This window comes from Enterobacter cloacae complex sp. FDA-CDC-AR_0132 (genome assembly GCF_003010695.1).
Taxonomy (GTDB): domain Bacteria; phylum Pseudomonadota; class Gammaproteobacteria; order Enterobacterales; family Enterobacteriaceae; genus Enterobacter; species Enterobacter ludwigii.
The window spans coordinates 2,942,293-2,963,389 of record NZ_CP027618.1; the positions used below are offsets into that span (position 1 = coordinate 2,942,293).

The 21,097-nt window shown below is 53.3% G+C and carries 24 protein-coding genes; 12 read left to right on the top strand and 12 right to left on the bottom strand.

The genetic code is table 11. The features are described 5' to 3' along the window. Nucleotides 1-6: 6 nt before the first annotated feature. Together mtnA and AM379_RS14110 are read left to right on the top strand one after the other, a co-directional pair. On the top strand, nt 7-1,023 hold the full coding sequence (mtnA, locus tag AM379_RS14105; RefSeq protein ID WP_025204686.1) for an S-methyl-5-thioribose-1-phosphate isomerase: 1,017 nt from the start codon (nt 7-9) through the stop codon (nt 1,021-1,023). A 43-nt stretch (nt 1,024-1,066) separates the two neighbouring features. After that, nucleotides 1,067-1,537, top strand: a complete 471-nt coding sequence (locus AM379_RS14110) for an SRPBCC family protein (protein ID WP_014169088.1) — start codon at nt 1,067-1,069, stop codon at nt 1,535-1,537. Nucleotides 1,538-1,577: 40 nt separating this feature from the next. Here the strand turns inward: AM379_RS14110 and AM379_RS14115 are convergent, their stop codons facing one another. The 3 genes from AM379_RS14115 to AM379_RS14125 are packed head-to-tail and all read right to left on the bottom strand — an operon-like array spanning nt 1,578 to nt 3,417. Then, complete coding sequence (locus AM379_RS14115; RefSeq protein ID WP_068795112.1) at nt 1,578-2,120, bottom strand: 1,2-dihydroxy-3-keto-5-methylthiopentene dioxygenase; 543 nt, start codon at nt 2,118-2,120, stop codon at nt 1,578-1,580. Continuing rightward, complete coding sequence (gene mtnC, locus AM379_RS14120; protein WP_041162485.1) at nt 2,117-2,806, bottom strand: acireductone synthase; 690 nt, start codon at nt 2,804-2,806, stop codon at nt 2,117-2,119. Before mtnC ends, AM379_RS14115 begins: the two co-directional genes overlap by 4 nt. After that, entirely contained in the window at nt 2,803-3,417 is a 615-nt protein-coding gene (locus AM379_RS14125; RefSeq protein ID WP_106503832.1) for a methylthioribulose 1-phosphate dehydratase, read from the bottom strand. Before AM379_RS14125 ends, mtnC begins: the two co-directional genes overlap by 4 nt. A 123-nt stretch (nt 3,418-3,540) precedes the next feature. Here AM379_RS14125 and AM379_RS14130 point away from each other — a divergent pair, with 123 nt between their 5' ends. After that, the gene (locus AM379_RS14130; protein ID WP_106503833.1) at nt 3,541-4,701 is read left to right on the top strand and encodes a pyridoxal phosphate-dependent aminotransferase; all 1,161 of its coding nucleotides are present in this window, start codon (nt 3,541-3,543) and stop codon (nt 4,699-4,701) included. 154 nt (nt 4,702-4,855) lie between these two features. Here AM379_RS14130 and citR read toward each other — a convergent pair whose 3' ends face one another. Continuing rightward, nucleotides 4,856-5,755: a DNA-binding transcriptional repressor CitR gene (gene citR, locus AM379_RS14135; protein ID WP_032677673.1), complete on the bottom strand. Its 900-nt coding sequence runs from the start codon at nt 5,753-5,755 to the stop codon at nt 4,856-4,858. Between the two features lie 639 nt (nt 5,756-6,394). On the opposite strand from citR, the gene ahpC reads away from it, so the two are divergent. Next, nucleotides 6,395-6,958 carry an alkyl hydroperoxide reductase subunit C gene (ahpC, locus tag AM379_RS14140; RefSeq protein WP_008501015.1) on the top strand — a complete coding sequence of 188 codons (564 nt, stop codon included), beginning with the start codon at nt 6,395-6,397 and terminating at the stop codon, nt 6,956-6,958. Between the two features lie 175 nt (nt 6,959-7,133). After that, nucleotides 7,134-8,699 (top strand): alkyl hydroperoxide reductase subunit F, encoded by a 1,566-nt coding sequence (gene ahpF / locus AM379_RS14145; protein WP_106503834.1) that lies wholly within the window; start codon nt 7,134-7,136, stop codon nt 8,697-8,699. Between the two features lie 59 nt (nt 8,700-8,758). Here ahpF and uspG read toward each other — a convergent pair whose 3' ends face one another. Next, nucleotides 8,759-9,187 (bottom strand): universal stress protein UspG, encoded by a 429-nt coding sequence (gene uspG, locus AM379_RS14150; RefSeq protein WP_020885008.1) that lies wholly within the window; start codon nt 9,185-9,187, stop codon nt 8,759-8,761. 180 nt (nt 9,188-9,367) lie between these two features. Between uspG and AM379_RS14155 the strand changes: the two genes are divergently transcribed. Beyond that, entirely contained in the window at nt 9,368-10,606 is a 1,239-nt protein-coding gene (locus tag AM379_RS14155) for a zinc-dependent alcohol dehydrogenase (protein WP_106503835.1), read from the top strand. A gap of 9 nt (nt 10,607-10,615) precedes the next feature. Here the strand turns inward: AM379_RS14155 and yldA are convergent, their stop codons facing one another. Together yldA and rnk are read right to left on the bottom strand one after the other, a co-directional pair. Continuing rightward, on the bottom strand, nt 10,616-10,705 hold the full coding sequence (gene yldA / locus AM379_RS24530; RefSeq protein WP_271661446.1) for a small membrane protein YldA: 90 nt from the start codon (nt 10,703-10,705) through the stop codon (nt 10,616-10,618). Between the two features lie 137 nt (nt 10,706-10,842). Beyond that, nucleotides 10,843-11,253 (bottom strand): nucleoside diphosphate kinase regulator, encoded by a 411-nt coding sequence (rnk, locus tag AM379_RS14160; protein ID WP_014169101.1) that lies wholly within the window; start codon nt 11,251-11,253, stop codon nt 10,843-10,845. Nucleotides 11,254-11,507: 254 nt separating this feature from the next. Here rnk and AM379_RS14165 point away from each other — a divergent pair, with 254 nt between their 5' ends. Both AM379_RS14165 and AM379_RS14170 read left to right on the top strand, forming a co-directional pair. Next, nucleotides 11,508-12,338: an alpha/beta fold hydrolase gene (locus tag AM379_RS14165; RefSeq protein ID WP_041162487.1), complete on the top strand. Its 831-nt coding sequence runs from the start codon at nt 11,508-11,510 to the stop codon at nt 12,336-12,338. 89 nt (nt 12,339-12,427) lie between these two features. Continuing rightward, a complete protein-coding gene (locus AM379_RS14170; protein ID WP_025204679.1) occupies nt 12,428-13,045 on the top strand; it encodes a flavin reductase family protein in 618 nt (205 codons plus the stop codon). On the opposite strand, the gene rna is transcribed toward AM379_RS14170, so the two are convergent. Together rna and dcuC are read right to left on the bottom strand one after the other, a co-directional pair. Continuing rightward, nucleotides 13,039-13,848, bottom strand: a complete 810-nt coding sequence (gene rna, locus AM379_RS14175) for a ribonuclease I (RefSeq protein ID WP_078774872.1) — start codon at nt 13,846-13,848, stop codon at nt 13,039-13,041. The two genes, AM379_RS14170 and rna, sit on opposite strands and share 7 nt — an antisense overlap. Before the next feature lie 94 nt (nt 13,849-13,942). After that, a complete protein-coding gene (dcuC, locus tag AM379_RS14180) occupies nt 13,943-15,310 on the bottom strand; it encodes an anaerobic C4-dicarboxylate transporter DcuC (protein WP_020885003.1) in 1,368 nt (455 codons plus the stop codon). 495 nt (nt 15,311-15,805) lie between these two features. On the opposite strand from dcuC, the gene pagP reads away from it, so the two are divergent. After that, entirely contained in the window at nt 15,806-16,423 is a 618-nt protein-coding gene (pagP, locus tag AM379_RS14185; protein ID WP_014169108.1) for a lipid IV(A) palmitoyltransferase PagP, read from the top strand. A 190-nt stretch (nt 16,424-16,613) separates the two neighbouring features. After that, nucleotides 16,614-16,823: a transcription antiterminator/RNA stability regulator CspE gene (cspE, locus tag AM379_RS14190; protein WP_002439184.1), complete on the top strand. Its 210-nt coding sequence runs from the start codon at nt 16,614-16,616 to the stop codon at nt 16,821-16,823. Between the two features lie 220 nt (nt 16,824-17,043). On the opposite strand, the gene crcB is transcribed toward cspE, so the two are convergent. Continuing rightward, the gene (gene crcB, locus AM379_RS14195) at nt 17,044-17,427 is read right to left on the bottom strand and encodes a fluoride efflux transporter CrcB (RefSeq protein ID WP_014169110.1); all 384 of its coding nucleotides are present in this window, start codon (nt 17,425-17,427) and stop codon (nt 17,044-17,046) included. A 67-nt stretch (nt 17,428-17,494) separates the two neighbouring features. On the opposite strand from crcB, the gene AM379_RS14200 reads away from it, so the two are divergent. Continuing rightward, nucleotides 17,495-18,283, top strand: a complete 789-nt coding sequence (locus AM379_RS14200) for a deaminated glutathione amidase (protein WP_032677679.1) — start codon at nt 17,495-17,497, stop codon at nt 18,281-18,283. Nucleotides 18,284-18,409: 126 nt separating this feature from the next. Further along, nucleotides 18,410-18,613: a twin-arginine translocase subunit TatE gene (tatE, locus tag AM379_RS14205; RefSeq protein ID WP_014169112.1), complete on the top strand. Its 204-nt coding sequence runs from the start codon at nt 18,410-18,412 to the stop codon at nt 18,611-18,613. An 81-nt stretch (nt 18,614-18,694) separates the two neighbouring features. On the opposite strand, the gene lipA is transcribed toward tatE, so the two are convergent. Both lipA and AM379_RS14220 read right to left on the bottom strand, forming a co-directional pair. Further along, nucleotides 18,695-19,660 (bottom strand): lipoyl synthase, encoded by a 966-nt coding sequence (gene lipA / locus AM379_RS14210; protein ID WP_014169113.1) that lies wholly within the window; start codon nt 19,658-19,660, stop codon nt 18,695-18,697. 207 nt (nt 19,661-19,867) lie between these two features. Then, on the bottom strand, nt 19,868-20,821 hold the full coding sequence (locus tag AM379_RS14220; protein WP_020885001.1) for a YbeF family transcriptional regulator: 954 nt from the start codon (nt 20,819-20,821) through the stop codon (nt 19,868-19,870). Nucleotides 20,822-21,097 lie beyond the last annotated feature (276 nt).

Below are 21,097 nucleotides of genomic sequence, written 5' to 3' on the forward strand. Positions count from 1 at the left end.
AACGACATGCAGACATTACAGACGACCAGCCTGCGAGTGGCGGAGAATCAGTTATTTATTCTCGATCAGCAGGCGCTTCCTCAGGAGAAACGCTGGCTTGACGCCTCGACGGTAGAGGCGCTGGTCGGCCATATTCACGCCCTGCGCGTACGCGGGGCACCGCTGATTGGTCTCTCTGCAAGCCTGCTGCTGGCCCTTCTGGCGGAAAACGGCAAAAGCCGTGATGAACTGGCTGTGGCGCTGGAGACCCTGCGGGCATCCCGCCCGACGGCGGTGAACCTGATGAACAACCTCGACCGCATGAAGCTGGCTCTCTGGCAGGAGGATTTTGTGCCTGCGCTGGTGGCGGAAGCGCTGCGTCTGATTGATGAAGACAAGCAGCTGTGCGAGGCCATCGCGAATGCCGGCAGTACGCTGGTGAAACCCGGCAGCCGTCTGTTGACCCACTGCAATACCGGCGGGCTGGCGACGGCAGGGGTTGGCACCGCGCTCGGCGTGATTGCCCGCGCGCATCAGGAAGGACGCGTCAGCTCTGTCTGGGTGGATGAAACCCGCCCCCTGTTGCAGGGTGGAAGACTGACCGCATGGGAGCTCGGCGAGCTGGGCGTGCCGTACCAGCTGATCGCCGATTCCATGGCCGCCAGCCTGATGGCAAAAGGGCTGGTTGACGCGGTGTGGGTGGGCGCAGACCGTATTGCGGCTAACGGCGACGTGGCGAATAAAATTGGCACCTATTCTCTGGCGGTTCTGGCAACGTTCCACGGTATTCCGTTCTATGTCGCTGCCCCGCATACCACGCTTGACCCGGCGTGCCCAAACGGTGAGGCAATCCCCATTGAACAACGTGCGGCCAGCGAAGTGACGGGCGTGGCCGGGAGCTTTGGCGCGGTGCAGTGGGCTCCTGAAAACGCGCAGGTCTACAACCCGGCCTTTGACGTCACGCCAGCGGCATTGATAAGCGGTTGGGTGCTGGATACGGGCATCGTCACGCCGGAAGAGGTGGCAAAAGGGAAATTCGCCTGAGGACGACTATCCTTTAAGGGGTTCCCTTTAGGAGGACAGTCACGTGACGCTTGATCCTGATACAGACTTAAAACTGGAACGCGTGGTGGATGCCCCGCGCGATCTGCTGTGGCTCTGCTGGACGACACCCGAGCACATCAAAAATTTCTTCATTCCGGTTCCGCACAAAGTGACCGAGTGTGATCTTGACCTGCGCGTTGGCGGGCGGTTTAACACGGTGTTTGAGGTAGACGGGCAACGGATGGATAACCGGGGGGTGTTTCTCGAAATCGATCCCGGCAGGAAGCTGGTCTTTACCGACGGTTACACGGAAGGCTGGAAGCCCGCCGAAAAGCCGTTTATGACGGCCATTCTACTGCTGGATGATGTGGGGGAGGGCAAAACGCGTTATACCGCCATTGCTCGCCACCCAACGGCGGAAATCCGCGAGCAGCATGAACAGATGGGCTTCCACGAAGGGTGGGGGATTGTGCTGGACCAGCTGGTGGCGTATACGAAGGGGTTGAAACACTGACGTTTTTTCGCCCCCTCTCCCTGAAGGGAGAGGGGAAAAATCATGCCAGACGCGGATACGCATCTGCAATCGCATCGCCGGTGAACTGCGCAACCCACCCCTCGGGGTTATCAAAAATACGAATGGCGGTAAAGTTCGGCTCTGAGCCCATATCAAACCAGTGCGGCGTTCCGGCAGGGACGGAAATCAGGTCGTTTTTCTCACACAATACCTGACACACCTCGTCGCCAATGTGCAGGCAAAACAGCCCCGCACCCTCAACAAAGAAACGCACTTCATCTTCCCCGTGAGTATGCTCGTTCAGGAACTTTGCGCGCAGCGCCTCTTTTTGAGGGTTATCGGCACGCAGGCTGATGACATCCCAGCTCTGATAACCTTTCTCTGCCACTAACGTGTCGATCGCGTGCTGATAAGCCGCGATAACCGCATCGGGGGCAGGATCGCGGCCTAAGTCGCGGTCTGCGGCCCAGCGTTCAAAACGCACCCCTCTGGCGTTGAGCTGTTGGGCGATCTCGGCAGCGTCGGTGCTGTGCCAGCGAGGTTGACTGGGGTCTTTATCGGAATAAATGGTCAATGCGCTCATGAAGGGATCTGCTCCGGGTTAATCTCGTCGAACTGGTGTACCTGATGGTGATGGCTTGCACCGTCATCATCGCCGCGAATCAGCTGCAGGGTGCGAAAACCTGCCTGCTCAGCGGCGTCCAGCTCCTGATGTATATCCGACAGGAACAGGATCTGCGATGGGGGGATACCCGTTTGTGCCGCAATGTTCTGGTAAGACTGGACGTCGCGCTTGGCACCGATGTGGGTATCAAAATAGCCGCTGAACAGATGAGTAATATCACCTTCGTCGCTGTAGCCAAATAACAGTTTCTGCGCCGCGACGGAGCCTGAGGAATAAACATAGAGATCAATACCCTGCGCTTTCCATTTTTCCAGCGCAGGCAGTACGTCCGGATAGAGGTGGCCGGTAAAATCGCCGTTAACGTAGCCGTCGTGCCAGATGATCCCCTGCAGCGCCTTTAACGCGGTTGACTTGCGGTCTTCATCCATAAACGTAAAGAGTGTGTCGATAAGGTCGCTTACGCTGGCGTGCGGGTGGTTAATTTCATCACGCAGGTTGTCCAGAATCGATTTGACCGGCTCGGCGTACTGCTGCGCGGTCACAAAGGCCGCCAGACGCTCACGCGCGTAGGGGAACAAAACATCATGGACAAAACGGATATCGCTGGTGGTCCCTTCAATATCCGTCACAATCGCGCGAATCATACTCTCTCCCAGTGTCGTAAACGCATTTCGCATTCAAATAAGAATTCCAGTCCTTCCAGATGACGGCGGGCCTCGGCCACATTGCGTCCCCAGCAGGTTAAGCCATGACCGCGCAGAAGAAAACCATAATTAAACGGGTGCGTCTGAGCGTATTCGGCAATGCGCACGGCGAGCGCGTCGATATCCTGGTCGTTATCAAACACCGGGATGGCGACCGTATCCAGATGCGTGCTCTGCCCGGAGAGGGATTTTTGCATCTCATAGCCGGTGATCTTCAGCTCAGGCTCTTTGACCAGCCGCGACAAGACCGTGGCATTGACGGTATGGACGTGCAGAACCGCGTTGGCTTCGGGAAACAGACGATAGATGAGCGTGTGAAGCCCGGTTTCAGCCGACGGCGTGCGGCCAGAGGGTGCACGGTTGGTCGCAATCTCCACCTGCAGAAAATCGTCGGTGGTCAGGCTGCCTTTATCTTTGCCGGATTCACTGAGCCAGCACAGATGCGCATCCTGACGCACGGACATGTTGCCGCCGGTCGCGGGAGCCCAGCCTTTGGCGCCGATCCAGCGGCAGGCGTCGACCAGGTGTGTGAGTTGCAGGTTGTCGGTCATCTTCCTTTTTCCCTCTCGGTCAGGAATATTCATATTGTTTAGACGTCTAAGCGTCTTGATTGCCAAAGACTAACATCGTGTTATAGTGTCAGCAACATAAGTATTACATGCAGGCACAACACAATGAGCAATAACGCATTGATTCCTCAGAGTAAACTTCCCAGTCTTGGTACCACCATCTTTACGCAAATGAGCGCACTGGCCCAGCAGCACAACGCCATTAATCTCTCGCAAGGGTTCCCTGATTTTGATGGCCCGCGTTATTTGCAGGAACGTCTGGCGTACCACGTTGCGCAGGGGGCGAACCAGTATGCACCGATGACGGGCGTGCAGGCTCTGCGGGACGCCATTGCAGACAAAACGGCTGAGCTGTATGGCTATAAGCCAGACGCTACCAGCGACATCACGGTGACGGCAGGGGCGACCGAAGCGTTGTATGCCGCAATTACCGCGCTGGTGCGCACGGGTGATGAGGTGATCTGCTTTGACCCGAGTTATGACAGCTACGCGCCGGCGGTTGAACTCTCCGGCGGCGTGGTGAAACGCATCGCGCTACAGCCACCGCATTTCCGTCCGGACTGGCAGGCGTTTGCTGCCTTGCTGAGCGACAAAACCCGTCTGGTTATTATCAATACCCCACACAACCCGTCGGCGACCGCATGGCAGAAAGCCGATTTTGCAAAGCTGTGGCAGGCGATTGCCGGGCGTGAGATTTACGTGCTGAGCGATGAAGTGTATGAGCACATCTGTTTTGCACAGGAAGGGCATGCCAGCGTGCTGGCCCATCCGCAGCTTCGCGAGCGTGCCGTGGCGGTATCGTCATTTGGTAAAACCTATCATATGACCGGCTGGAAGGTGGGGTACTGCGTGGCTCCCGCGGCCATCAGCGCTGAGCTGCGTAAAGTGCATCAGTACCTGACGTTTGCCATAAATACGCCGGCCCAGCTGGCCCTGGCTGATATGCTGCGCGCCGAACCGGAGCACTACCGCGACCTGCCGGCATTCTACCGTCAGCGCCGGGATCTGTTTGTGAATGCGCTAAGCCAGAGCCGTCTGGAGATTTTACCCTGCGAAGGGACCTACTTCCTGCTGGCGGACTACAGCGCGATTTCGGATCGGGATGACGTGAGTTTTTGCCAGTGGCTGACAAAAGAGGTGGGCGTTGCTGCCATTCCGCTGTCCGTATTTTGCGCCGACCCGTTCCCGCATAAGCTGATCCGGCTCTGTTTTGCGAAACAGGAATCGACGCTTCTCGCGGCGGCGGAGCGGCTGAATACACTCTGAGCGTGTCATCCCTCTCGCGTTAGAATAACGGCGGTCTGCCCATAATAAGTGAGAGGAATATCAGTCATAATAACGCGAAAGCGCGTTATAAAATATAAGTCAGGATTATGTATTAACAAAGAGAACGGGCTGTGAGCGACACAGCCCGTCGCTGTTATTTTTCTGTTACTTCGTTAATAAATTTCGCGAATGCCGTACTGTTCAATGCCGAACGATTATAAATCATAAAAATGTCAAGCGAGGGAAGGGTGAACGGTGCAGTGATTTTTTTGAGTCTTAGCACTTCACTGTATTTATCAAATAAAATTTCGGGTACGTAACCAATTAAATGAGAGGCACTTATCATCGAAATAATAGTAAATACAGAGTCACAGCGAAAACCGATTGTCTTTTCCGCGTGCACTTTTTCTGCCATCGATTGATAGGTTTTAACGCCCGGCTCATCACTGAGGAATATCGTAAACTTCTCTTCCTGAAGCTCTTCCATGGTGGCCACCTCTTTCATCCGCGGATGATCCTGGCTGCAGACCAGCAGGACGGAATAGGATGCATATGGCACACAAATCATTGAACGGTTACTAACCGGGGCCATTGAGAAAATTAAGTCTGCCTTACGGTATGCCAGCAGATCCTCTGCGGAGTCAGCAGAGAGCAGCATGTCATGCAGTTCAATCTCGTAATTGTGCTCACGCATCAATAATTTAAGCGGGCCCAGCAGGTTTTCTGTGGTCAGGATTTGCGGGCTATACACCACAAAATTCTTTTTTAGCGTTGAGCCATGCATGATGTTAATCGTCTGCTCAAGCTGGTTGAGGTTTTGCTCAAGATGATGGTGCAGGTTCACGCCTACCGTGGTGGGCGTAATCCCTTTCCCGGAACGAATGAACAGGGGATCGTTGAGCTGATTACGCAACCTTTGCAGCGACTGGCTGACCGCCGAGGGCGTAATATAGAGCGTTTCTGCTGCCTTGCTGATGCTTAAGTGCTGATAAATACACTCGAAAATTACCAGCAGATTAAGATCAAATTTTTTCAGATCGTAGAGATTAGCCATGTTTCATCCTGAGTGGACTGCGTTGCGTTAACACATCACTGATAACTATAGAAGGAAGTTAATCATTTACCATCCATGCAATTAACTTACTTAATTAGAGTTGTATGTTGACTTAATATATCACGATGGCAGATTTATAAAATAGAGCTTCAATGAATATTAAGATATTTTTATCTCTAAAACTGCGAGAGTGTTTGCATTAAAATAGTCTCAATTATATATAGACAAATAATTATCATTCATTTTTATTAATCCTCGCCGGCGCGTCTTCAGTCCTGCGCGATAAACCGTGTTCGATGAAACCTATCACAGCCATAGATACGATTGGCGCTCATGTGCATTGCCCTCGCGCTGTGCGGGTGTTGTAATCAAGGCGCTGTTACGGCCTTGATATGAGGTATGTAGAGCGCAACGCAACGCCAGCAATTGCTGGCACTGAAAGTTCCTGTGGAAAGTTCAGGTATCAGGGCCGCCCACCAGGGCGGCCTTTTTACTTTTGGCTTTTCGTTAATTCAGTTCATCACGTTGTCTTGTTCGGGTTGTTAGGTATGGCTGATTGATTTGATAAAGCAAACGCATTAGCCCACCCGGCGAAAGTTGGTTACCTTACATCTCAACGAAAACACGGAGGAAGTACAGATGTCTTTGATTAATACCAAAATTAAACCTTTCAAAAACCAGGCGTTCAAAAACGGTGAATTCATCGAAGTGACCGAGAAAGATACCGAAGGCCGCTGGAGCGTCTTCTTCTTCTATCCGGCAGACTTCACCTTCGTTTGCCCGACCGAACTGGGTGACGTTGCAGACCATTACGACGAACTGCAGAAGCTGGGCGTAGACGTTTACTCTGTTTCTACCGACACCCACTTCACCCACAAAGCATGGCACAGCAGCTCTGAAACCATCGCGAAAATCAAATACGCGATGATCGGCGACCCGACTGGCGCCCTGACCCGTAACTTCGACAACATGCGTGAAGATGAAGGCCTGGCTGACCGTGCTACCTTCGTTGTTGACCCGCAGGGCATTATCCAGGCAATCGAAGTTACCGCTGAAGGTATCGGCCGTGATGCTTCTGACCTGCTGCGTAAAGTGAAAGCGGCGCAGTACGTTGCTTCTCACCCAGGTGAAGTTTGCCCGGCGAAATGGAAAGAAGGCGAAGCGACTCTGGCACCGTCTTTAGACCTGGTTGGCAAAATCTAAGTTTCCCGCAGTCTTTCGCGCAGAGCATCGCCTGCTCTGACGCGACAGGCTCCGGAAATGACAGTCGTAATGGGCGCGCCCGCGCCCATTTTATTCCAGCACCATGATGCAAGTTGCATTCAGGCCGCCCGAATAAGGCAGCTTGCATGATGACGTTTTTAGAGAGGGAAGAATAATGCTCGACACCAATATGAAAACCCAGCTCAAGGCCTACCTTGAGAAACTGACCAAACCTGTTGAGCTGATTGCCACGCTGGACGACAGCGCTAAATCGGCAGAGATCAAGGAACTGCTGGCAGATATCGCCGAACTGTCACCGAACGTGACCTTCAAAGAAGATAACGGTCTGGCGGTGCGCAAGCCCTCCTTCCTGATCACCAATCCGGGTTCTGACCAGGGGCCGCGTTTTGCCGGTTCTCCACTGGGCCACGAATTCACCTCGCTGGTGCTGGCACTGCTGTGGACCGGTGGTCATCCGTCAAAAGAGGCGCAGGCGCTGCTCGAGCAGATCCGCGATATTGACGGCGATTTTGAGTTTGAAACCTATTACTCGCTCTCCTGCCATAACTGCCCGGACGTGGTGCAGGCGCTGAACCTGATGTCGGTGCTGAACCCGCGCATTAAGCACACGGCGATTGACGGCGGTACGTTCCAGAACGAAATCACCGACCGTAACGTCATGGGCGTTCCGGCGGTCTTTATGAACGGTCAGGAGTTTGGCCAGGGCCGTATGACGCTGACCGAAATCGTTGCCAAAGTGGACACGGGTGCCGAAAAACGTGCGGCAGAAGCGCTGAACAAACGTGACGCGTATGATGTTCTGATTGTCGGCTCCGGCCCGGCGGGCGCGGCGGCGGCGGTTTACTCCGCCCGTAAAGGCATTCGTACCGGACTGATGGGCGAACGCTTCGGTGGCCAGGTGCTCGACACCGTGGATATCGAAAACTACATCTCTGTGCCGAAGACCGAAGGCCAGAAACTGGCTGGCGCACTGAAGGCGCACGTCAGCGATTATGAAGTGGATGTGATCGACAGCCAGAGCGCCAGCAAGCTGGTTCCGGCCGCGGTTGAAGGGGGATTACACCAGATTGAAACCGCCTCCGGCGCGGTGCTGAAAGCGCGCAGCATTATCATTGCCACCGGCGCCAAATGGCGCAACATGAACGTCCCGGGTGAAGATCAGTATCGCACCAAAGGCGTCACCTACTGCCCGCACTGTGACGGCCCGCTGTTTAAAGGTAAACGCGTGGCGGTGATCGGCGGCGGTAACTCTGGTGTGGAAGCGGCGATTGACCTGGCGGGTATCGTTGAACACGTCACCCTGCTGGAGTTCGCCCCAGAGATGAAAGCGGACCAGGTGCTGCAGGACAAAGTGCGTAGCCTGAAAAACGTCGATATCGTGCTGAATGCGCAGACCACGGAAGTGAAAGGTGACGGCAGCAAAGTGACCGGTCTGGAATACCGCGACCGCGTGAGCGGTGACGTGCATAGCGTGGCGCTGGCGGGGATCTTCGTACAGATTGGTCTGTTGCCAAACACCACCTGGCTGGACGGCGCGATTGAGCGCAACCGCATGGGCGAAATTATTATCGATGCGAAATGCGAAACCAGCGTGAAAGGGGTGTTCGCGGCAGGGGACTGCACCACGGTTCCGTACAAACAGATCATCATTGCCACCGGTGAAGGGGCGAAAGCGTCTCTGAGCTCGTTCGATTATCTGATTCGCACCAAAACGGCATAAAAAGAAAGCAAGACTACACCTGCAACAGCAAGAGGCCACCGAAAGGTGGCCTCTTTTTTTTACCTGACGACCATCACCGGAATGTGGGTGTGACGGATCACGCTCGACGCGTTAGAGCCCAGCAGGTGGGTGGTAATGGAAGGATTACGGGAACCGATCACCACGACGTCTGCTTTCAGTTCATTGGCCAGTTCATTAACGGCATCCCGCACGCTACCGAACCTGACGTGAGTTTTGATACGTGAAGGGTCGATGCTGAAATGCCCGACCATGGTTTGTAGACGATTTTCAGCTTCGTGCTGAAGATGCTCTTCGAAGCGACGTACATCGGCGGCAAAGCGGTGCAGACTCAGGCTGGCGGAACCCGGTAACACGTGTAACAGATGGATGATCCCGTCCTGCTGCGCCAGAAACTCCGCGTGGCGTACGGCCTTGTCGCTCAGCTCCATCTCGAAAACATCAACCGGCATAATGATTGTCTGATACATACCCGTTTCTCCTTGTTTATAAACGCTGAATTCATTCAACCACAAAATATGAATGGTTTCTGTAAGCGCGGCGCCACTTTTTGATCTCGCCAGGAAAAATCTCAAAAGATCCGTCATCACGGGCAAGTCTTCTGGGGTAGCTACCCTTTATACACTGTCCTGGATCCTTTCGGAGGTTGCATGAAAGCACTCACGTATCACGGCCCACATCATGTTCGCGTCGAGAATGTCCCCGATCCCATCATTGAACAGCCAGACGATATTATTCTGCGGGTCACGGCTACGGCGATTTGCGGGTCCGATCTGCATCTCTATCGCGGCAAAATCCCGAAGGTGCAACACGGCGATATTTTTGGTCATGAATTTATGGGGGAAATCGTTGAGTGCGGCAGGGAGGTGAAGAATTTACAGAAAGGCGATCGCGTGGTTATCCCGTTTGTGATTGCCTGCGGTGACTGTTTCTTCTGCCGTCTGCAGCAGTACGCGGCCTGCGAGACGACCAACGCCGGGCAGGGCGCCGCGCTGAACAAAAAGCAGATTCCCGCGCCAGCCGCGCTGTTTGGCTATAGCCATCTCTACGGCGGCGTGCCGGGAGGCCAGGCGGAATATGTTCGCGTACCGAAGGGTAACGTTGGGCCGTTCAAGGTGCCGCGGCTGTTGTCCGATGACAAAGCGCTGTTCCTGTCAGATATTTTACCCACCGCCTGGCAGGCGGCAAAAAATGCGCAGATCGAAAAAGGATCGAGCGTGGCCGTTTTCGGCGCCGGGCCGGTGGGGTTGCTGACCATTGCCTGCGCGCGACTGCTCGGGGCGGAACAGATCTTCGTTATCGACCATCACCCGTATCGCCTGCGATTCGCTCAGGCGCGCTACGGCGCAATCCCGGTCAACTTTGATGATGATAACGATGCCGCCGAAAAAATCATTGAGCAAACTGCCGGCCAGCGTGGTGTCGATGCGGTGATTGATGCCGTCGGGTTCGAAGCCAAAGGCAGCACCACGGAAACAATCCTCAGCAACCTTAAAATTGAAGGCAGCAGCGGCAAAGCGTTGCGTCAGTGTATCGCGGCTGTCCGGCGCGGCGGCGTTGTCAGCGTCCCTGGCGTTTACGCCGGGTTTATTCACGGCTTCCTGTTTGGCGATGCCTTCGATAAAGGGCTGAGTTTCAGGATGGGGCAGACACACGTCCACGCCTGGCTGGGCGAGTTGCTGCCGCTTATCGAAAAAGGGCTGCTTACGCCGGAGGAGATTGTGACCCACTATCTGCCGCTGGCGGATGCGGAACGCGCCTACAAGATTTTCGAAAAACGGGAGGAGGAGTGCCGCAAGGTCATTCTGGTGCCGGGGGCGGAAACGCCTGACGCGGCGGCACAGCAGGTGAAAGGCCTGGTCAATGCTTTCCCGGGTGGGGTGGTGTGAGATTATCGCTTACCGATGACGCTCAAGATAAAGCACCGCCATGACGATGATCGCCAGAATAATGAGAAAAATAAGTGTGATAACCACTATCTCACTCATGACCGTCCCCGCGGCACCCAAACAGATTAAGCGTGGGTTAAGGGGTTTTCGGGCGATATAGGATAATCGGGTGAATTTGCGGAAAGAGGATGCGGGTGCATCCTCTGTGCAACGCGGGAGCGTTTGTTCAGATGGGGTTAACGCAGGTAGTCGCCCGCGGCTTCTGGCTGGTAGAGCAGCTCCAGCACTTCCAGATGCGCCGCGGCACCGCCTGGCAACGCCCAGTTGATGGTGTCTCCCGTACGCAGACCAAGAAGCGCGGCACCCACAGGAGCAAGGACCGAAAGCTGTGCACTGCTGTCGGTCATCTGCGCCGGGTAGACCAGCGTTCGGGTCAGCTCTTCACCGGTGGCCAGGTTACGGAATTTAACCCGGCTGTTCATGGTGACCACGTCGTGAGGCATGGATTCAGGCGTGCACATCTGCGCCCGGTCAAGCTCTTCATTCAGGGCGTCAGCCACCGGAAGCGAAGCGAATTCTGCTTTTTCCAGCAGTCTGTCAATACGTTCTGCGTCAAGCTCATTGATGATGATGGTGGGTCTGGACATTTTTTACTCCATGTCGTTAATGCTGCGTGTAACGCAGAAACCAATCCAAAAGAAAACCCTCGCCGTCTGGCAGCGAGGGTTTAACTCTTCTGATGATACTGGCTGAGCGCACAACTTTGAAGTGATACAGGTCACATTCATGGGTCATATGAATTTTCGGTGAAAAACGTGCTCCCTTGCCAATTTGCATTATTCTTTTTAAGCGCCCCCTGCGGGCGACTATCCGCATTCAGTGTTTCTTCTCAGGAGATCTCATGAGCGATTACGACAAAATTACGTTGAAAGACGGCAGTTATTTATATTTTAAAGACTGGGGAAGCGGGCAACCCGTGGTGTTTAGCCACGGCTGGCCGCTGACGGCGGATGCCTTTGAAGACCAAATGTTATACCTGGGGTCAAAAGGATTTCGCGTAATTGCACATGACCGCCGCGGACATGGCCGCTCAGCGCAGCCGTGGGATGGGCACAATATGGATCAGTACGCCGACGACCTGGCTGAGCTGACGGCGCGTCTGAATCTGAAAGACGCTGTTCACGTGGGGCATTCAACCGGCGGTGGCGAAGTGGCGCGCTATATTGGTCGCCACGGTACGGATCGCGTGGCGAAAGCGGTACTTATTGGTGCCGTGACACCGATTATGATCAAAACCGATTTCAACCCGAACGGTGTGCCGAAAGAGGTGTTTGATGGTATTCGGGAAGGCGTGATTAACGATCGCGCAGCTTTCTTCTATGCGCTGACCGAGGCGTTCTATGGCTATAACCGCCCGGGGGCAAAAGAGTCCAAAGCGGTGCGGGAGAGCTTCGTTGAGCAGGGGCTTCAGGGGTCGATCAAGGCGCTGTATGACTGCGTCAAAGCGTTCTCTGAAACCGATCTGCGTGAAGATCTGAAAAAGATGACTATCCCGACGCTGGTGATCCACGGCGACGACGACCAGATAGTCCCGATCGAGACCTGTGGTCGGGTGGCTGCAGAGCTCCTGCCGAACGCTGAGCTGAAGGTCTATGCCGGGGGTTCTCACGGCATATGCACCACGCATAAGCACCAGATCAACGACGATTTGCTGAAATTTATTCAGTCTTAATTCCTGGCGGATTGCGTTACGCTGAGTGTCCTGATCCAGGGTACTGAGCGAAACGCAATTCGTGTCTGCCCCACCATTAAGAGAGCACTATGTATTTCTATCAACCTTCTCTGGGACACGGCCTGCCGCATGACCCACTGAACGCGATTATTGGCCCACGCCCGATTGGCTGGATCTCCTCGTGCGACAACGCCGGTCAGCTGAATCTCGCGCCGTATAGCTTCTTTAACTGCTTTAACTATCGTCCGCCTATCATCGGTTTTTCCAGCAACGGCTGGAAAGACAGCGTGCGTAATATTACCGAAACCGGCGAGTTTGTCTGGAACCTGGCGACGCGCGATCTGGCTGAAGCGATGAATGCGACCTCGGCTATGCTTCCCCACGATGAAAATGAATTTACCTTTGCGGGATTAACGCCAGCGGCCAGCCAGCTGGTGAACGCCCCGCGGGTGGCAGAAAGCCCGGTTAACTTTGAGTGTCGCCTGTCGCAGTGTATTCAGCTTACCGGGGCCGACGGCACACCGGTTGATACCTGGCTGGTGCTCGGCGAAGTGGTGGGTATTCACATCGCCGAAACGTTGCTGGAAGAGGGGATTTATCAGACGGCGAAAGCGCAGCCCATCCTGCGTGCGGGTGGGCCGACGGCTTACTATGGCATCAGTGACGAGCACCGGTTTGACATGACCCGACCGATCGTCAATCAGTGACCGGCTTTATCAATGACGAATTGTTTTCCGCAGTTACCCGGGTGTGGCTGCGGAGCAAATGAGGTCGCAGAAAGCGGGTTATTAATGGTGTCTGCCTTCAGTGAGATCTGCATTTCGGTCAGGTAGGACGGGTTGCCATTACAGGTAAGCTTGAACGCTTTGACATTCTCCTTGCCCCAGCCTTTGGCCACGGCGCTGTCAAAGTCGCTGCGGCTTACGGTTTTTCCATAGTTATCGGCGAGGAACTTGCCGATCGCGCTGTTTTTTATCTCCTGATTCATGCGCACCATCGTGCCGAAATACGCGTCAGGATCAAAACCAAAGCACACGCCGTGTTTGGCATATTCGTAGCGTTCCAGGCAGGAGTTACCGCCAGCACCTGGCATAACGCTGTTCAGCTTCGCAGCACCTGAAAGCGACAGTCCGGTTTCGGCGGCAGCGCATTTGCGGCTGGCCTTCACCTCCGGCATGTTCGGGATTGGACGGGTCGCGCAGCCAAAACGCATCCAGCGACGTTCATCCACACCCCGTGCGGCAACAGATTTTGGCAGCCCCGGCCATAATCCGTGCACGGTCAGAAAATCGGTTTTGTTATCACTCTCTTTTTGTAAACGGCACTCTTCGGGCTCGTTGCGGTTACGGTCGGCCATGCTCTGGCAGAACCCGGTTTGCCAGGAAAGAGCCAGAACGTAGCGATCGAAATCGCCATACTGCGTTGCCTTGAGTGGGTCGGCCTGTGCGGAGAATACACAGAGTGCCAGCGCGATTGCGCCAGACGGAATAACGATATCCTTCCTGAACATGTGATTTCCTGATCGAATGAGCATGAATAATTTCTGGAAATTATTAAAGCACAAAAAGCGCCCGCAGGCGCTTTCTGGATATCAGGAATTTAGCTTAAGCTGCGCCGGGTACCAGCACCTGCGTGGCAATAATCACGATAATCAGCCCCACAATCACGGGGACGGAGGTGCGTTTGATCACTTCGAAAGGCGAGATTTTTGCCATCCCGGCAACGGCTACGACTACTCCCGATACCGGCGAAATGGTGCGACCGAGGTTTGACGCCTGCAGCATGGGGATGGAGAGATAGGCCGGGTTAATGCCTGAGGAGTGAGCCAGTTTCGGGATCATCTCAACAAAGGCGTAGAATGGCGCGTTACCTGAACCGGTGGTCATGGCGGCGAGCATGGTCAGCACTACCAGAACCAGCATCAGGATAATACTGGCCGAGCCGAACGAGGTGGCGATGGAAATCAGGCTCTGAATAAAGCCGATGGTGCTCAGGCCCTGGGCGAAGACGCCTGCTGCAACCAGCAGCATAACGACCCCTGCAAACGCATCCGCCATACCGCGATAGGCCACTTCCAGACCCGAGAAGACTTTCTGCGTGTTAAACCCACGCACAAACTCCAGCAGGGCGGCCAGCAGCATGCAGATCACCAGAATGGTGATGATGTGCAGCTGCGGGCCCCATTTACCGTCAAAAATAAGCACGCCAATAATAGGTGTGAACGGCAGAATGGCATAAAACGCTGGCGCGGTGGTGGTGATTTCACTCACGTCCAGCATCTCGTGGCTGATGTTCTCTTTCTTATCGAGATAACGCTGCCAGAAGAAGTGCGCGATGCCCATGCCGACAATGGCGACGATAGAAATGGGCAGCGTGGTTTTGAACGCAAAGTCGATAAGCGACATCTCAGCGGCTTTGGCTGCGAGCACGACATCACCGGAGGTGGGGGAAAGAATAATGGCGGCCGGCGAGGCGCAAATCGCGGCGGCCGCGCCGCGGCTGATACCGACGTTAACCATAATCGGGAACAGGGTGGCCATTAACAGTACGCCCAGACCGGTTGCGGACGACACGGCAAGGGACATCAGGCAGGCAAGGAAATAGGCTGCGACCATCAGCAGATAGGGGGAGTTAATGTACTGCAGCGGTTTGGACGCCAGTTTAACCACCATATCATTCGCGCCGATATGGGTCATGTACGCCGCAAAACCGCACAGCATCATGATCATCATACCCAGGTCGCCACCGCGGCTCATGAGCAGGATTTTAATGTATTCAACAATGTCTGTGGCGGTGTAGCCCGTACTGTCTGCGCTGGCCGGTAACACCTGATGGCCCATGATGGCGCTGATAATGAGCAGGGTTAGCCCGCCGACAAATAACACCCCTGTGGCCGAGTAACCTTTAATGATGTAGCGCGCTACACCGACAATGACGACGACTCCGATAAGGAGCTCGATAAACGTAAGCATGGTTTCCCCTGTGTCCTTGCTGCCCGAGAGCACAAATAATCAATAAAAAAGAAGGATGAAATGTGCCGAATTAATGTTCTGTCCTTGCTGATTAAAATCAATAAACAGACTACTAAAGAAGATATTAACGGTATTTTTGCCATAGCCCCGGCATTTATCTCATGCGCATATTGACCGGTATAGATATCACTATATGTCAATTAAATGATAATGGGTTGTTAAATATTTTGTGGGTTTAAATTCGCCGCAGAAAGAAAAGGCAAAAACCCTTTGGGAACTGGGTTTTTAATGGCTGCTGGCAGCCCTTCGGGACGGGCCCTGGAGACCGTCATTGCTGGCGTTGGTGAGGTTGTCCAGCGTATTAAAGCCTAATAAAGGCTTACTTTTGTTGTGCTTATTATGGCGTGAAGGTATGTTCCTCTCAGAATATTCCCAGGAAGACGCTGATTAATTAGGAATAACGCTGATGCTGTTAAGCTTTGATTAAACTATTTTATGGTAAACTTTGCCTCGAATACTAAGAATGGTAATTGCATTGTGATTGTACGTAATAAATTTTTCCTCATTTTGTTGTTTATTTTTGGGCAGTTAGCATTGTCGTCTGTTGCACACGCCGAGAGCAATGCAACCGATAAAGGCTGGTTCTCCACCTTCACTGATAATGTGTCGCAGACCTGGACTGCGCCAGAGCATTATGACCTGTATGTTCCGGCAATAACGTGGCATGCGCGTTTTGCCTATGACAAAGAAAAGACTGACAAATATAACGAGCGCCCGTGGGGGGCTGGTTTTGGTCAGTCGCGTTGGGACGAAAAAGGGAACTGGCATGGCATCTATCTGATGGCCTTTAAAGATTCCTTTAACAAGTGGGAACCAATCGGGGGTTATGGCTGGGAGAAAACCTGGCGTCCGTTAGCCGATGAAAACTTCCATGTGGGGCTGGGCTACACCGCCGGTGTGACCGCACGCGACAACTGGAACTACATTCCGATTCCGGTGCTGCTGCCTCTGGCCTCTATCGGCTATGGTCCGGCAACGTTCCAGATGACCTATATCCCGGGGACATATAACAACGGTAACGTTTACTTCGCCTGGATGCGTTTTCAGTTTTAACTGAAAAAACGTCACGTGGTGGTGAAAAAATGTGCAGCCGTTGATTCCGTTGAGATAAAAAACCGTCAGCAGAAATTAACGCGACTTTAGTCACTTTTTATCAAAGAACCGCTGGACAAAAGGTCCCACAATTGATGTACTGGTACCCGACACAGCATTTGTGTCGTTTTTTAATGTAAAGGTAATTTTGATGTCTAAGATTAAAGGTAACGTTAAGTGGTTTAATGAGTCCAAAGGATTCGGTTTCATTACTCCTGAAGATGGCAGCAAAGACGTGTTCGTACACTTCTCTGCAATCCAGTCTAATGGTTTCAAAACTCTGGCTGAAGGTCAGCGTGTAGAGTTCGAAATCACTAACGGTGCCAAAGGCCCTTCTGCTGCTAACGTAATCGCTCTGTAATTCAGACGCGTCAGCAAGAATTTCAAAACCCGCTCACTGAGCGGGTTTTTTTTCGCGTTGAATCAGCTAAGCAGATACATTTTGAGGAAGCTGGCAACGATCAGCACGCTCAACAACACCACACCTGCGCTCATCAGGTTCTGTTTCATTCTGTCACCCTCGTTCAGTATTGCGTTCAGAGTGACAGAGAAAAATTAAGCCAACATTAACGCAGCGTCTGTTAGTGCGTCGTGGCGGAAGAAAATAGCCAGAATGCGATCCCCGTCATCGCAAAGGAGCCGAGCATATTAATCGCAATGTTCATCAGTGCCCAGCCGACACGCCCTTCCTGAAACAGGAAAACCACTTCCGCCGAGAACGTTGAGAAGGTGGTTAAACCGCCGCAAAAGCCGGTGGTAATCAATAGCTTCCACACGGGATCGATATGCGTCATACGGTTAAACCAGGCCAGCCCCACGCCAATAATGAAAGCACCTATCAGGTTAGCCGCCAGCGTGCCCATTGGAATAGCCTGATGCAGGGGATTAAAACGCATACTCAAAAACCACCGCGCAACGCTACCCGTACCCCCACCAATAAAAACGGCTAAAAGTAGTTGTAACACTGTAAATACCTGCTATTTGATGTGTAAGAGTGGCGAGTTTAACGCGGTTTTTGCTGAGGGGACAAATATGTATGTTGCGGTAGGACAGTTTGCGGTTACGCCTGACTGGCAAGAGAATGCAGATAAATGTGTCTCTCTGATGAGGCAGGCCCGCCTGAAAGAAGCATCCTTGCTGGTGCTGCCGGAGGCGCTGCTGGCAAGAGATGACAACGACCCGGACCTGTCGGTGAAGTCTGCCCAGCCCTTGGACGGCGGATTTTTACAGCACCTGCTGGCGGAAAGTGCGGGCAATGGCTTGACCACCCTCTTTACGGTGCATGTCCCCTCAACGGCGGGACGGGCGGTAAATACCCTCGTGGCTATCCGTGACGGCGCGATCGTTGCGCGCTATGCCAAACTCCATCTTTATGATGCCTTCAGCATTCAGGAGTCACGGCGGGTGGATCCGGGAGACAGCATCCCACCGCTGCTTGATGTCGATGGCTTTAAGATTGGGTTGATGACCTGCTACGACCTGCGTTTTCCTGAGCTGGCACTTACGCTCGCGTTAAAGGGGGCTGACGTGCTGGTTGTGCCTGCCGCGTGGGTCAAGGGGCCGCTTAAAGAGCATCACTGGGCAACGCTCCTTACAGCGCGTGCGCTGGATACAACCTGTTATGTTGTGGCCTCGGGGGAGTGCGGCAATAAGAACATTGGGCAGAGCAGGGTGGTGGATCCGCTGGGAGTTACGATAGCCGCTGCGGCGGAGGCCCCGGTTTTGCTGATGACAGAGTTACAGCGGGAGAGGATTACGCTTGCACGGCAGCAATTACCGGTTCTTCGCAACCGTCGGTTTGCGCCACCGCAATTATTGTGATGTTTTTTTCAACAATGCTTGATTCACCTTGTTACAGATTGCTATTGTGTGCACGCGTCAAATGACCGTTAATACAATCAGGTTTTTGGCGCTGAATGCAGCCTGGTTTATGTAAAGAAGGTATCTATGGGTGAGATTAGTATTACCAAACTGCTGGTGGTTGCCGCACTGGTCGTCCTGCTGTTTGGTACCAAGAAGTTACGCACGCTGGGTGGTGACCTGGGTGCCGCCATCAAAGGCTTTAAGAAAGCGATGAACGACGATGATGCGGCTGCGAAGAAAAGCGCCGAGGGTGACATCCCGGCAGAGAAGCTTTCTCACAAAGAGTAACGGCAATGCCTGAGGGCTTGCGAAAAAAAACCGGCTCAAGAGGCCGGTTTTTTTGCATTACTGTAAGTGAATATTACAGTCTTATTTCACTTCTTCGCCTTTTGCCTGCATATCGGCATGGTAAGAGGAGCGAACAAAGGGGCCGCAGGCTGCGTGGGTAAAGCCCATCGCCATCGCTTCGGCTTTCATCTCATCAAACTCATCCGGGCTCACGTAGCGCTGCACGGGCAGGTGGTGGCGGCTTGGCTGCAGATACTGTCCCAGCGTCAGCATGGTCACACCGTGGCGGCGCAGATCGCGCATCACTTCGATGATCTCAGCATTCGTTTCACCGAGACCAACCATCAGGCCTGACTTGGTGGGAATATGGGGATGCGCTTCTTTAAAACGCTCCAGCAGCTTCAGAGACCAGTTATAGTCCGCACCAGGACGTACCTGACGGTAGAGACGCGGCACGTTCTCCAGGTTGTGGTTAAACACGTCTGGTGGCGTCGCGGTCAGGATGTCCAGCGCGCGATCCATACGGCCGCGGAAGTCTGGAACCAGCGTCTCAATTTTGATGTTCGGGCTTTTCTCGCGAATAGCGGTAATGCAGTCAGCGAAGTGCTGAGCACCGCCATCACGCAGATCGTCACGGTCAACGGAGGTAATAACGACATAACGCAGCGCCATATCGGCGATGGTCTGTGCCAGTTTCTGAGGTTCGTTGGCGTCGGGCGCTACCGGGCGGCCATGAGCCACATCGCAGAACGGGCAGCGGCGGGTACAGATGGCACCCAGAATCATAAACGTCGCGGTACCGTGATTGAAACATTCAGCAAGGTTCGGGCAAGAGGCTTCTTCACAGACGGAGTGAAGGCCGTTCTTGCGCATCGCCGCTTTGATCCCCTGGATACGCGAAGAGTCAGCCGGAAGTTTGATTTTCATCCATTCCGGTTTTCTTAACAGCGCTTCGCGCTCTGTAGCCACGTTTTTAACCGGGATAAGGGCCATTTTATCGGCATCGCGGTATTTAACACCGCGTTCCATCACAATGGGTTTACTCATAGCGTGCGTGTTCCAGTTGCGAATATCGAAGGAAAGCGTTTCTATTCAAGGGAATGTTGTATTTATCAACTATTTTTGAACGAACGACAGGCAGTATATCATTGAAACGGTCGGTAAAGCAGCCTGCCAGGTCGCCAATTTGTAAAATAGTTGTTGTTTTGTGCGTTTTGCCCGGCAGGGGGCAGGGGCTTGTGCTGTATCAACCAGTCAGAAGGCCTGGCGGATGACGCGGATAACGTTTTCCAGCACCGGATCGCGCAAGCTGAGTTTGTTGTAATGCAGTGAAATCTCGATAGATTCCGCATTGAGCTGGTTGAGAGGAATGCTCTCCAGCGGCCAACATTTACGCAACAAGGTATACAGACGCGAAGGCATGATGCAGAGCATGTCGCTGCTGCCAATCAGGGAGGCAGTGGTGAACATATTGTAACTACTGAAGCTGATCTGGCGTTCCGGGAATATCTCATCGATTCGCTGACGCAGCGCATGGTTGGACTGTCCTTCGGTCATGAAAGACGAATGATCGTAGTTACGCAGATTTTCAATGGTCAACGGCCCGCTCAGGGCGGGATGCTGCTGGCGGCACACCAGCACCAGGTTATCCGCATACAGGACATGTTGTCCGAGCGCTCGGGCGCTAAAGCTGCCGCTTTCTATAATCAGGTCGGTCTGAAACTGAGCAAGCTGAATATCAGGCTCGTTGAGCGGCACATTTCGCAGCAGGAGCTGGGGAACATGCTCTTTTATCGCCTGAAAAATAGCGGGCATCACCAGCACGCCGACAGACGGGGTGCAGCCGATAGTGATGGTTCTCTGTTTGTCATAGCTGCCGGTTAAATCCAGCGCACCCAGAATCGACTCCAGCCCCTGGCTGATGTACTCATGCAGATGGGTAGCGTAGGCCGTCGGCGTAACCCCCTGGCCCTTACGAATAAATAACGGGTCGGGAAATATAGCGCGCAGTTTTTGAATTGACTGGCTTATTGCTGAAGGCGTGAGATTAAGAATTTTCGCAGCATTAACGATACCCTTATGGACATATACTGCCTCAAAAATAGTCAACAAATTGAGATCAATATTACGTAAAGTCCGAAAAATTTGTGGCTTGTCCTCACCACCTGGGTCATTCAGTCGTTTGGCTGGTAAATTATTATACTCCACGCTTTCACTCCGTATACATTCACATTATGAATGATAGTTGAATTTATTTATTATGCTTGTAGAGATTCGTAAAGTGTTGGTTTTGTTTCACTTGTTTATCAAAAACAAACAGTTGTGTGATTATCACGCAAGTTACTTACGCCCTGTATGCAGTTCTGGCTGGAGGCTAAATAATATGTAGCGGTAATATTCGGGCGCTTCGAAAATATAGAATAAGCGGATTATTGTAAAGCGTAAAAGCGGTAAATAAACAGTGGCTCGTCAAATAATCGAGCC

Bases quoted from the DNA above. Each gene is read 5' to 3' on its own strand.
- yldA (WP_271661446.1), bottom strand. From the start codon at position 10,705: ATGAGTGAGATAGTGGTTATCACACTTATTTTTCTCATTATTCTGGCG.
- AM379_RS14200 (WP_032677679.1), top strand. From the start codon at position 17,495: ATGTATGTTGCGGTAGGACAGTTTGCGGTTACGCCTGACTGGCAAGAG.
- tatE (WP_014169112.1), top strand. From the start codon at position 18,410: ATGGGTGAGATTAGTATTACCAAACTGCTGGTGGTTGCCGCACTGGTC.
- AM379_RS14155 (WP_106503835.1), top strand. From the start codon at position 9,368: ATGAAAGCACTCACGTATCACGGCCCACATCATGTTCGCGTCGAGAAT.
- pagP (WP_014169108.1), top strand. From the start codon at position 15,806: ATGGTAAACTTTGCCTCGAATACTAAGAATGGTAATTGCATTGTGATT.
- ahpC (WP_008501015.1), top strand. From the start codon at position 6,395: ATGTCTTTGATTAATACCAAAATTAAACCTTTCAAAAACCAGGCGTTC.
- mtnA (WP_025204686.1), top strand. From the start codon at position 7: ATGCAGACATTACAGACGACCAGCCTGCGAGTGGCGGAGAATCAGTTA.
- AM379_RS14165 (WP_041162487.1), top strand. From the start codon at position 11,508: ATGAGCGATTACGACAAAATTACGTTGAAAGACGGCAGTTATTTATAT.
- uspG (WP_020885008.1), bottom strand. From the start codon at position 9,187: ATGTATCAGACAATCATTATGCCGGTTGATGTTTTCGAGATGGAGCTG.
- AM379_RS14170 (WP_025204679.1), top strand. From the start codon at position 12,428: ATGTATTTCTATCAACCTTCTCTGGGACACGGCCTGCCGCATGACCCA.
- cspE (WP_002439184.1), top strand. From the start codon at position 16,614: ATGTCTAAGATTAAAGGTAACGTTAAGTGGTTTAATGAGTCCAAAGGA.
- mtnC (WP_041162485.1), bottom strand. From the start codon at position 2,806: ATGATTCGCGCGATTGTGACGGATATTGAAGGGACCACCAGCGATATC.
- rnk (WP_014169101.1), bottom strand. From the start codon at position 11,253: ATGTCCAGACCCACCATCATCATCAATGAGCTTGACGCAGAACGTATT.
- AM379_RS14125 (WP_106503832.1), bottom strand. From the start codon at position 3,417: ATGACCGACAACCTGCAACTCACACACCTGGTCGACGCCTGCCGCTGG.
- citR (WP_032677673.1), bottom strand. From the start codon at position 5,755: ATGGCTAATCTCTACGATCTGAAAAAATTTGATCTTAATCTGCTGGTA.
- dcuC (WP_020885003.1), bottom strand. From the start codon at position 15,310: ATGCTTACGTTTATCGAGCTCCTTATCGGAGTCGTCGTCATTGTCGGT.
- rna (WP_078774872.1), bottom strand. From the start codon at position 13,848: ATGTTCAGGAAGGATATCGTTATTCCGTCTGGCGCAATCGCGCTGGCA.
- AM379_RS14130 (WP_106503833.1), top strand. From the start codon at position 3,541: ATGAGCAATAACGCATTGATTCCTCAGAGTAAACTTCCCAGTCTTGGT.
- lipA (WP_014169113.1), bottom strand. From the start codon at position 19,660: ATGAGTAAACCCATTGTGATGGAACGCGGTGTTAAATACCGCGATGCC.
- AM379_RS14115 (WP_068795112.1), bottom strand. From the start codon at position 2,120: ATGAGCGCATTGACCATTTATTCCGATAAAGACCCCAGTCAACCTCGC.
- ahpF (WP_106503834.1), top strand. From the start codon at position 7,134: ATGCTCGACACCAATATGAAAACCCAGCTCAAGGCCTACCTTGAGAAA.